Origin of the sequence: Enterobacter cloacae complex sp. SHL021 (assembly GCF_049237765.1) — a bacterium.
GTDB lineage: Bacteria > Pseudomonadota > Gammaproteobacteria > Enterobacterales > Enterobacteriaceae > Enterobacter > Enterobacter cloacae.
Map to the genome: position 1 here is coordinate 1 of NZ_JBMKJG010000042.1, position 10,373 is coordinate 10,373.

A 10,373-nucleotide genomic window follows, 5' to 3' on the forward strand; every position below is an offset into this window, starting at 1 on the left:
GTAATCATGTCAGACATCTATCAAATCACCCTAACCACCCAAACAGGCGAAACCTTCACGGGCAAGATGTCACGACGTCAGCCTGAGCTGGTTAACGGCTTTGTGCCGCTGGCGACGGAAACGGGCCAGTGGCTGTATTTCGCTCCTGCCGATGTAAAGCGAGTGGAGTTCACGCCAGTACCGGCAGAGGAAGAACCGGCAGAAACTGAGGAGTCCGCATCATGAAGAGCGCTTTTATCCCGGTAACGCTTAGCCTGGATGTTTCATCTGCTGGCGAAGAGGCTCAGGCCGTGGCCAGCGAGCTACTACGCCGCACTAATGGGCTTAGCCCGCGCATTTCTGAAGATGAGGCGCTTCGGATCCTACTGGTCGACGTGACCCGGGATTACCTGAAGGCCAAGAGCAAGGCAGATCAAACAACGGAGTAATCCATGGCTAACGATGACGAGCGCAGGCCATACCCGCCAGTTAACTTCATCGACTCCGAGAGCTGGCAGCCATACACCCGGCTCATTCCCGCCAATGAAGTGCATGAGTGGGTAAACCGCCAAATCCTCAGCGATACCGGCAGCATCCATAACCCTGACCACGAACACCTGTTAGAGGCTGACCTCTGCTTCATGTGGGCGTCTGACTCATTCCCTAAGAAGGGGCGCTTAGTCCTCGGTCAGGCCGAACAGGTAATGCTCCGCGCAGGCGGTTGGCAGAAAACCAGAATGGAACAGCAGATGCATGAATGGTTCGGTCGAATTCCGAAGTTCATCATCACGCTGGCAGCCGATTACTGTTCGCAATGCAGTGACCTCGAGTTCTGCGCGCTGGTAGAGCATGAGCTTTACCACATCGCACAGGCCACCGATGACTACGGCGCGCCTAAGTTCAACAAAGAGACCGGGCAGCCAGTGCTCACACTGCGCGGCCACGACGTCGAAGAATTCACTGGTGTCGTACGTCGATACGGTGCCAGCAAAGAAGTACAGGAGCTCGTTGATGCGGCCAATGCGCCAGCGGAAGTGGCTCACATCGATATAGCCAGGTCATGCGGGACGTGCATGTTGAAGCTGGCGTAACGCTTTATTCAGATTGTCATGGAGGTAGCCTGTGGCAGCATTATCGACAGAGGTTAAAGCCTTCATCGTTCAATCACTCGCCTGCTACGAGACTCCGGTAAAAGTCATTGAGCTTGTAAAGGCTGAATACGGCATCGATGTCTCACGGCAGCAGGTGTCGCAATATACGCCAGGCAACGCAATGGCGGCCAAGTTGAGTCAGAAGTGGATCGACCTGTTCAATACCACCCGTAAACGATTCCAGAATGAGATCGCCGACATCCCGATCGCCAATAAAGCGTACCGGTTGCGCGTTCTTGACCGAATGGCGACCAATGCTGAAAAGATGAAGAACTACGGCATGACCTCTCAACTTATTGAGCAGGCCGCCAAAGAAATGGGCGATGCCTACACCAATAAGCACAAGTTTGAACATTCCGGCCCGAATGGTGGCGCCATCCAGACGATCACCATGAGCAAAGAGGAATACAAATCCGCACGGCAGGAGATGATGGAGGATGACGACTGCTGAGCAAAGGGCGTTTGCCCGTAAGGTTGAATGCGAAGAAGACGGGCTTTACTACGCTCGATACTTCTTCAAGCAACGCACTGGCGGCAAGATGATTGTCGCGCCGCACCACAAGGTGATTCAGCAGACGCTGGACCGCGTCATTGATGGTGAGATTCAGCGCCTGATCATCAACGTTCCGCCTGGCTACACGAAAACGGAACTGGCGACCATCAATATGATGGGCCGAGGGCTGGCGCTGAACTGCCGGGCCCGTTTCATGCACCTGTCCTATTCGCATAACCTGGCGCTGCTGAACTCATCCACTGCGCGCGGCATGATTAAGTCTCAGGCATATCAGTCGATGTGGCCGATGTCGTTGCGCGATGACGCTGACAGTAAGGCGATGTGGTGGACTGAGCACGGCGGCGGCGTTTATGCATCGTCAGCTGCGGGGCAGGTTACCGGCTTTCGTGCCGGGCACATGGAGCCAGGCTGGCAGGGCGCGCTTATTATCGATGACCCGGTTAAGCCGGATGACGCTTACTCCGAGATCGTCCGCGACGGGGTCAACAACCGTTTTAACGAGACAATCAAGTCACGACTGGCGATCGAGACTACGCCGATGATTGTCATCATGCAGCGGATCCATTACCACGACCTGAGCGGCTATCTTCTGCGGGGCGGGAGTGGTGAGAAATGGCATCACCTGAATCTGCCGGTGATTATCGACAATAGTCAGCCATACGCTGCTCAGTACCCTGAAAACACCCACGCCATACCGATTGACCACGGACTGCCTGATGGCTGGCTGTGGCCGTTCAAACACAATGAATCGCACCGCGTATCGCTGTTCTCTCACAGACGCACTGCCGAAGCGCAGTATATGCAGAAGCCTCGCAGGTTTAATGCAGAAGGTGCTCTGTGGACAGAGGCGATGATCAGCGCGGCTCGCGAACTGCAAATTCATCACGATAAGGTTCGCACTGTCGTAGCCATTGACCCGCAGGCAACAAACAGCGACGAAAGCGATGAAACAGGTATTGTCGCTGCCAGCTCATATGGTGCTGGTGATAAAAAGCAGTTCTCTGTGGATGGCGATTACAGCGGTAAATATTCACCTGCTGGATGGGCCAAGAAAGCCATATCGGCTTATGAGCAACACGAAGCTGACGCGATAGTTATTGAGACGAACCAGGGCGGAGATATGGCGGAGGAGACACTCCGCAACGCCGGGTTCAAAGGTCGCATCATTCGTGTCCATGCCAGCAAAGGTAAGTATGCCCGCGCGGAGCCGATATCGGCGCTCTACGAACAGGGGCGAGTGGCAAATCACGGCAATCTCTACGTGTTGGAGAACCAGTTGATGGAATACATCCCCGCCACCGCGAGGAAATCACCTGACCGCCTCGATGCGATGGTTTACGCACTGACTGAACTGAATGGATCGCAACCTGTGGGGATGATGATTCCGAAACGCCTTCGCTAACCAAACGGACAAACCATGACTGACAAATTAACTCTCGCCGTCAACCATGCGTTGAACGATGCGCGGATGGCGCGCGCCCGTATGGGTCTGATGGCGCCAACGATGGGGCTGGACAATAAGCGCCATTCAGCATGGTGCGAGTATGGCTTCCCTGAGCAGGTGACCTACGAAAACCTCTATGCCCTTTACCGCCGCGGTGGTATCTCTCATGGTGCAGTTGAGAAGCTGGTGGGCAAGTGCTGGCAGACTAACCCGGAAATCATCGAGGGTGACGATGCCGACGAGAGCAAGGACGAGACCATCTGGGAGAAGAACACCAAAAAGGTTTTCACAAAGCGCCTATGGCGGGCCTTTGCTGAAGCTGACCGCCGCCGCCTGGTCGGGCGCTATGCTGGCATCCTGCTGCATATCAACGATTCAAGAGCATGGGATCAGCCGGTTGTCCGCGGTAAGTCACTTAAAAAGGTAACGATCGCATGGGCCGGTTCGTTAACTGTCAGCGAGTGGGTAACTGACCAGAAATCTGCAGACTACGGGCAACCAAAGCAGTGGAAATACGTTGAGAGCCTGCCAAATGGCGGGGCGAATCAGCGCTTTGTGCATCCTGATCGCGTCTTCATCTTGGGCGACTACTCGAATGATGCCATTGGCTTCCTTGAGCCAGGCTATAACGCCTGCGTCAGCCTTGAGAAGGTCGAGGGTGGTTCTGGTGAGTCATTCCTGAAGAACGCCGCGCGGCAGCTTAATGTCAATTTTGAGAAGGAAATCGACTTCAACAATCTCGCGTCACTTTATGGCGTGAGCATTGACGAGTTGCAGGATAAGTTTAACGAAGTTGCCGGGGAAATGAACCGTGGTAACGATGTTCTGATGACAACCCAAGGGGCTACAGTCGCACCACTGGTCACAGCTGTAGCGGATCCGTCAGCGACCTATAACGTCAACCTGCAAACCTTCGCTGCATCTGTTGATATCCCTGTGAAGGTTCTGGTTGGGATGCAGACGGGTGAAAGGGCAAGCACCGAGGATCAGAAATATTTCAACGCGCGCTGTCAGTCACGCCGCGGTGACCTGTCATTCGAAATTGAAGACTTCAGTGACAAGCTCATCGACCTGAACATCATTGATGCTGTCAGCGAGAAGACGGTTATCTGGGATGACCTCAACGAGCAGACAGGAACTGAGAAACTCGCCAATGCCAAAACCATGGCAGAGATTAACCAGACGTTCCAGGGCAGCGGAGAGAATCCGGCATTCAGCCGTGAAGAAATTCGCACGGCAGCCGGTTATGAAAACGTCGATGAATTCCCGTTAGGAGAAGAGGATGGCGACGAAAAAGACGAAGCCACCAATTCTGCCGCGTAACTATCAGGATCCGACCGGAGCCGATGCGCTGGAACGCCGGGCAATGAAAGACTTCTCCAGGCGGATGAATAAGATTGGCAAAGCGTACAAATCAGCACTCGACAAAATACCTTCCTCCCTCGCAGTAAACGCCAGATACGAATACCAGCTAAACCCAACGCTACTCTCCATCATCCTGAATGATGCCAGTTACCTGGTGGATCAGGTGTTGCTTGAAGGTGGCGATTACGACCTTTGGTTTTACGAGTACATAGATCTGGCTTCTGAGAAAGGGACCGGGCAGTCGTTCTACAACCTCAGCCAGCAGTCGCCGGTTTACGCAGCCGGGCGTGAGTCGCTGGCGTCCATCCTCGCAAGCGACCCATATCAGCAACGTATGGCGCTGGTGCATGCGCGTGTATTTGAGGAAATGAAGGGGCTGACTGCTGACGTTAAGCGCGACATGGCGCGTGTGCTGACTGATGGCGTGGGGCGTGGTCTTAATCCGCTGGATATTGCCCGCAACCTCACAGAACAGACCGGCATCGAGAAGCGCCGGGCGAACCGGATAGCGCGCACTGAAGTGACTACCGCGCTGCGCCGGGCCAAGTGGGATGAAGACCAGGAGGCGAATGACCTCTTCGGCCTGAAAACTCTGCTGGTTCACATCTCGGCTCTGTCACCGACAACGCGACATACACATGCAGTGCGCCATGCCCACCTCTACACCAATGAAGAGGTCCGTGGCTGGTACAGCAAGGATGGCAACTCCATCAACTGCAAATGCAGCCAGCAGTCGGTGCTGGTGGATGCGGACGGTAATCCGGAATACCCGGACACCATCACGAAACTCAAACAGGAATATAAATCGATGCAGGCGCGCGGTTACGCCTGGGCGGAGAAATAACTATGCCTATGCAGGTCAACATCACCACGAAGGTGAACAGTCAGTCTATCCGGCGCGAAACATATAACGGTCGTGAGCATCTGGTGCTGCCGAGCTACACGCTGCCGGCAAACGTCGTCATGAATGGCGGGCTCTACACGCAAGAGCAAATCGATGCCCACTATCAGGGCCTGGAAGGCACCCTGGCGCCGCTGGGCCACCCTCAGGTTAACGGTCAGTTCGTGTCTGCTTTCTCGCCAGAGGGGATTAACGCAAGCCATATCGGCGCATGGAACCGCAACGTTAAGAAGTCCGGTAATCGAATTTACCTCGAAAAGTGGGTTGATGTGGCCCGTGCCAGTGAGTCAGAAGGTGGCAGGGAGCTGCTTGAGCGTGTCGCTGCCATTGAGCGCGGCGAAGACGTTCCGCCGATTCACACCAGCGTCGCTGCTTTCCTCGACCAGCTTGAACCAAACGAACAGCAACGGGCCACTGGCGCTGAGTGGGTTGCGAAGATTTACAGCATGGATCACGACGCGATCCTTCTGCACGAGGTCGGGGCCGCCACTCCTGAGCAGGGCGTTGGCCTGATGGTTAACGCTGATCTTGCACAGCCGCTTAAGGCTAACTCCGGCGCGCTGGTGGGTGAATCCTACCGGGAGCGCGAGCAGCGTCTCGATCGGGCAGCCAAAGCCAAGTTTGCGCCGGGCACGGATGAATATGCCTGGGTTGCTGACTTCACTGACTCGCAGGTGGTCATCGTGCGAAATGGCGGTGATGCTCAGGTTTACGGATATTCCGCTGATGGCGGGAAGATCACAATCGACGATACCGGAACCGCAGTAGCGCGCCAGGAGTCGTGGGTGGCCGTCGTCGCTAACAAATTCAAAGCTCTATTCACACCGCAGGAACAGCCTGCACCAAACCACAAAACGGAGGGCGACATGCCTTTAACCACTGAAGAGAAACAAGAGCTGATCAGCGAAATCGGTAAAGGCCTGGCCGCTAACTTCGCCGATGCCCTGAATCCGATTAAGGATGCGATCACCGGTCTGCAGGCCAATCAGGACAAGCTTGCCGAAACCCTGACTGCCAACTCTCGCGCCGAAGAGAAAACAAAGCGCGAAGCGGTTGCGAAGGTCCATGGCGATATCGTCGCGAACGCTCTGTCAGGCGAAGCTCTGGACGCGATGTTCAAGTCGCTGGGCGAAGCTGCGCCGCTGGGCACCAACAATGCTCAGCAGCACAAAGAAACCGGCGCACCAGCCGCAGACGAACACTTCAAGTAAGGAGCCGGAATAATGCCACGTTATCGTCGCGTTAATATCGACGGTCAGTCTCTGTACAAGACCGAAACCCGCACAACGGCCGCCGCGTTGCTTCCTGGCACCGCCGCAACCATCAACTCATCCGATAAATTCGCTCAGGCCACTGCGCTAACCGGACGCCTGTACATCATCGATGTCGGTTACCACCAGGGCCTGACAATCACCGAAGAAATCCCTGCCGGGGATTCGGCAGTAGGTAACTACGTCGAAGAAGGTCGTGAGCTGGCGCTGCGCTGCCTGCCTGGAGCGTATAAAAAAGACAGCCCGATCAAGTTGGGCACTGCCGGTCAGTTTACCCTGGCAACCGATGACACTGATTCAGTGATCGGATACAGCCAGGATGAATACACCATCGCGGCCAGCACCACCGACTTCATCCGCGTGCGCATGCGCGTTGGCACTGCCGCCGCTGCTGGCGCGTAACAAAAGGACAAAAACATATGTACTTCTCAAAAGAGACACTGGCGACTAACTCACGCCTTGGCGGGCACTGGAGTGAGCTGTGGGCAAACCGCAACATGTGGAACCTACAGAACGATTCCATCATTGCAGCTAACCGCGCAATGATGACGCCTGACATGCTGGCTTGTAACGCTGTTGGCGGTTTCTCCCGTGACTTCTGGGCTGAGATTGACAACCAGGTGCTGCAGCTGCGGGATCAGGAAGTTGGCATGGAAATCGTAAACGACCTGATCGGCGTTCAGACCGTGCTGCCGGTTGGTAAAACCGCCAAGCTGTATAACGTGGTCGGCGACATCGCTGACGACGTGTCAGTAAGCATCGATGGTCAGGCGCCATTCTCCTTCGACCACACTGACTACGCGAGCGATGGCGACCCGATTCCGGTGTTCACTGCTGGCTACGGTGTTAACTGGCGTCATGCTGCTGGCCTTAACTCTGTAGGCATTGATCTGGTTCTGGATTCGCAGATGGCGAAGATGCGCAAGTTCAACCAGAAGCGCGTCAACTACTACCTGAACGGCGATTCAAAAATTCAGGTTCAGTCCTACCCGGCGCAGGGCATTAAGAACCACCGAAACACCAAGAAGATCAACCTCGGTTCCGGTGCTGGTGGCGCGAACATCGACCTGACCACCGCTGACATGACTGCGATCTTCGCATTCTTCGGTAAAGGGGCATTCGGTACAACCGCGCGCACCAACAAAGTCGCCGCATACGATGTGATGTGGGTTTCCCCGGAAATCTGGGCAAACCTGGCGCAGCCGTACGTGGTGAATGGCGTTGTAAGCGGCACTGTATTGCAGGCGGTTCTGCCGTTCGCGCCAGTGAAAGAAATCCGCATGAGCTTCGCGCTGACCGGTAACGAGTTTATCGCGTACGTTCGTCGCCGTGACGTGATCTCTCCACTGGTGGGTATGGCTGTAGGCGTTGTTCCGCTGCCGCGCCCACTGCCTAACGTTAACTACAACTTCCAGATTATGTCTGCTGAAGGTCTGCAAATCACCGCAGACGATCAGGGGCTGTCCGGCGTTGTCTACGGCGCTAACCTGGCGTAAGGAAACAGCATGGCTAAATACGAAGTTGTGCGCCCATGGTTCGGCGTAAAGGTTGGCGACGTGGTGGAGTTGAAAGATCTTCACCCGGCGCTGAAGTCTAACGTCCGGCTGATGAAGGGCGAGGCTGGTGGCGAGCTGAAACCTGCGACACCTGATGCCGGTACCGGTGAAAAATCTCGCAAAGAGATCATTCAGGGCCGCCTTACTGAGTTGGGTATTGAGTTCAAAGGCAACCTGGGCGCTGAAAAACTCAGCGAGCTTTTGCCGGATGGCGAACTCGAAAAGCTTTTCCCTGCTGAATAACAGCCGCCGCTCAGGCGGTTTTTTTATGCCCCGCTCCGGCGGGGTATTTCACGGAGTCGATAATGGTAACTCTCGAACAGGCGAAGGAGTATCTGGAGAGCCAGGGAATTACCATTCCCGATTTTGTTCTTCAGGCTCTCGTCGACCAGGCCAACAGCATTCAGGAGTGTCTCGATGCGCATTATCCTACATCGACCGCGCTGCTGATTCAGCTCTATCTGCTGGCGCTTATGGGGCTCGGTCAGGGTGATAAATATATCTCAAGCCAGACGGCGCCGAGTGGTGCGTCGCGCTCGTTCCGGTACCAGTCGTTTACCGATCGCTGGAAGGCCTCGGTTAACCTCTTGCGCGGGCTGGATAAGTACGGCTGCGCCACTGCCCTTATTCCTGCAGACCCTACCGCCGCCCCGGCATTCGCTGGTATCTGGATAGGAAAAGGCGGCTGCATGTGCGGGGATAAATGATGACGTACAAATCAGTTAAGCACGGGCTGCCGCGTTCATTCGTCTGCGTCTGGGTGATGACCGACACTGGGCGGGAGACTACCGGCTACGTCAAATCGGATGGCGAGTGGTTCATTAACTGCCCGCGCATCCGGGCGACTGGCGCGAAGGTGTTGCGCTGGAAGGAGGGCTGATGTCGTCTACTGCTTCATGGTCATACAACAAGCCGTGCACGATATGGCGCAAAGGTGCAGGTGGTAATGACGAGTGGGGCGATCCTGTCGACCCATACGAACCACCTGAAACCATCATGTGCGACTACATCGGCGGCCTGTCAGCAAAGCTCGGATCAATCGGTAAAGAGGTTGTCGTAAAAAACACCTTCTTTACAGCTTATGCGCTGGCCGATGAGGGCGATTACATCCTGATTGGTGAGAGCGTTGAGCCGGATCCGGTCGTAGCTGGTGCCGATGAGGTTCGCCACGTGACGCGCTGGAACGACACTCTCGACGGTCTGGAAGATGACTGGGCGATAATTACGGGAGTGTAGCCATGGGCATCAAAGTGCGCGGCGTTAAGCAGTCGAAAGCCGGGCTCAACCGCATCATCAACGACGTGAAAGGCCGAAAGGTTGTCCGGGCGCTTCAGTCAGCAATGATAATCGGCAGCTCCCAGGCCGCGCTTTATACGCCGATCGATACCTCTACGCTGCTTAATAGCCAGTATCGGGAGTTGATAAACAACGGCGTTCGACTGACGGGGCGAGTGGGTTACACGGCGAACTACGCTGTTTTCGTACACGATCCGAACGTGCCGCAAACCTTCCGCCGCGCAACCGCGCAGAAAGAGTTCCTCACTAAAGGCTTTGAAGACACCCGCAGCCAGATTGATGCCGTAATGCGCAAGGAGCTTTCAGTATGACACCAGCCATGTATGAGCGCGTGCGTAACTACTTCGTTGATGCCGGGCTTACCACTGGCTTCATTGTTCAGTTGCTGGCATGGGACGACACAAAGAAGCTAACCGATGCATTCATAGTTTTCCGGCCCAACGGCGGTACCGATATCCGTAACGACCTTGGCGCCGATCACTATGTATTGGTAGATATCATCTCCGCCAAGGAAAAAAGCCGCGCGGCAGCAGAGAAGGCTCAGGAAATCATCAATTATGTCGAACAGAACGACATTGCCGACGAGTGCCTTGGTCTGATTCAAAACCTCGGCAATATGCCTGCACCCATCCTGACCGAAGAGGGGCGCCTGGTCTTCAGACTCCAGTTCATGTGCGTTTACGGCGAATAACCACATCACCAACCCATCAGGCTGCCATCCGGCGGCCTTTTTTATTTGAGAGGTACACATGCAAGGCTGTGCTAATGATTTTGGCAAGCTGATCGGGAAAGTAGCTGTGTTACGCATGGCCTTTGGCTGCCCCGATGCAGTGCCAGCGCTTTCCGAGTGGAAGCGTCTCGGCGCTATGACGACAAAGGGCATCGACTATTCGATG

At 55.3% G+C, this 10,373-nt stretch carries 16 protein-coding genes and 1 pseudogene; all 17 read left to right on the top strand.

Annotated elements, in window-relative coordinates; genetic code table 11:
- The first annotated feature begins 6 nt into the window (after positions 1–6).
- On the top strand, positions 7–225 hold the full coding sequence (locus ACOTZF_RS24635) for a hypothetical protein (RefSeq protein ID WP_032935985.1): 219 nt from the start codon (positions 7–9) through the stop codon (positions 223–225).
- Entirely contained in the window at positions 222–428 is a 207-nt protein-coding gene (locus ACOTZF_RS24640) for a hypothetical protein (protein ID WP_032935983.1), read from the top strand. The genes ACOTZF_RS24635 and ACOTZF_RS24640 overlap by 4 nt, the downstream gene beginning before the upstream one ends.
- 3 nt (positions 429–431) lie before the next feature.
- Positions 432–1,070, top strand: a complete 639-nt coding sequence (locus ACOTZF_RS24645) for a putative metallopeptidase (RefSeq protein ID WP_129317990.1) — start codon at positions 432–434, stop codon at positions 1,068–1,070.
- 31 nt (positions 1,071–1,101) lie between these two features.
- The gene (locus ACOTZF_RS24650) at positions 1,102–1,581 is read left to right on the top strand and encodes a DUF2280 domain-containing protein (RefSeq protein ID WP_129317989.1); all 480 of its coding nucleotides are present in this window, start codon (positions 1,102–1,104) and stop codon (positions 1,579–1,581) included.
- Positions 1,568–3,046 (top strand): DNA-packaging protein, encoded by a 1,479-nt coding sequence (locus ACOTZF_RS24655; protein ID WP_129317988.1) that lies wholly within the window; start codon positions 1,568–1,570, stop codon positions 3,044–3,046. The genes ACOTZF_RS24650 and ACOTZF_RS24655 overlap by 14 nt, the downstream gene beginning before the upstream one ends.
- Positions 3,047–3,061: 15 nt before the next feature.
- Positions 3,062–4,411, top strand: coding sequence for an anti-CBASS protein Acb1 family protein (locus tag ACOTZF_RS24660; RefSeq protein ID WP_129317987.1), 1,350 nt, complete (start codon positions 3,062–3,064; stop codon positions 4,409–4,411).
- A complete protein-coding gene (locus ACOTZF_RS24665) occupies positions 4,371–5,297 on the top strand; it encodes a phage minor head protein (RefSeq protein WP_129317986.1) in 927 nt (308 codons plus the stop codon). Before ACOTZF_RS24660 ends, ACOTZF_RS24665 begins: the two co-directional genes overlap by 41 nt.
- 2 nt (positions 5,298–5,299) lie before the next feature.
- Positions 5,300–6,565 (top strand): hypothetical protein, encoded by a 1,266-nt coding sequence (locus ACOTZF_RS24670; protein WP_421636225.1) that lies wholly within the window; start codon positions 5,300–5,302, stop codon positions 6,563–6,565.
- A 12-nt stretch (positions 6,566–6,577) separates the two neighbouring features.
- Positions 6,578–7,027 carry a phage cement protein gene (locus tag ACOTZF_RS24675; RefSeq protein ID WP_023300384.1) on the top strand — a complete coding sequence of 150 codons (450 nt, stop codon included), beginning with the start codon at positions 6,578–6,580 and terminating at the stop codon, positions 7,025–7,027.
- Positions 7,028–7,044: 17 nt separating this feature from the next.
- Complete coding sequence (locus ACOTZF_RS24680) at positions 7,045–8,121, top strand: major capsid protein (protein WP_057064520.1); 1,077 nt, start codon at positions 7,045–7,047, stop codon at positions 8,119–8,121.
- 9 nt (positions 8,122–8,130) lie between these two features.
- On the top strand, positions 8,131–8,424 hold the full coding sequence (locus tag ACOTZF_RS24685; protein WP_013095984.1) for a hypothetical protein: 294 nt from the start codon (positions 8,131–8,133) through the stop codon (positions 8,422–8,424).
- Between the two features lie 62 nt (positions 8,425–8,486).
- On the top strand, positions 8,487–8,888 hold the full coding sequence (locus tag ACOTZF_RS24690; RefSeq protein WP_013095985.1) for a DUF7370 family protein: 402 nt from the start codon (positions 8,487–8,489) through the stop codon (positions 8,886–8,888).
- Positions 8,888–9,061: a 50S ribosomal protein L13 gene (locus ACOTZF_RS24695; RefSeq protein ID WP_129317985.1), complete on the top strand. Its 174-nt coding sequence runs from the start codon at positions 8,888–8,890 to the stop codon at positions 9,059–9,061. Before ACOTZF_RS24690 ends, ACOTZF_RS24695 begins: the two co-directional genes overlap by 1 nt.
- A complete protein-coding gene (locus ACOTZF_RS24700; RefSeq protein WP_024198019.1) occupies positions 9,061–9,417 on the top strand; it encodes a hypothetical protein in 357 nt (118 codons plus the stop codon). The genes ACOTZF_RS24695 and ACOTZF_RS24700 overlap by 1 nt, the downstream gene beginning before the upstream one ends.
- Positions 9,418–9,419: 2 nt before the next feature.
- Positions 9,420–9,788 carry a hypothetical protein gene (locus ACOTZF_RS24705; RefSeq protein ID WP_014883994.1) on the top strand — a complete coding sequence of 123 codons (369 nt, stop codon included), beginning with the start codon at positions 9,420–9,422 and terminating at the stop codon, positions 9,786–9,788.
- Positions 9,785–10,168, top strand: a complete 384-nt coding sequence (locus tag ACOTZF_RS24710) for a phage tail termination protein (protein WP_129317984.1) — start codon at positions 9,785–9,787, stop codon at positions 10,166–10,168. The genes ACOTZF_RS24705 and ACOTZF_RS24710 overlap by 4 nt, the downstream gene beginning before the upstream one ends.
- A gap of 58 nt (positions 10,169–10,226) precedes the next feature.
- A pseudogene (locus tag ACOTZF_RS24715) lies at positions 10,227–10,373 on the top strand (DNA breaking-rejoining protein); the annotation flags it as partial.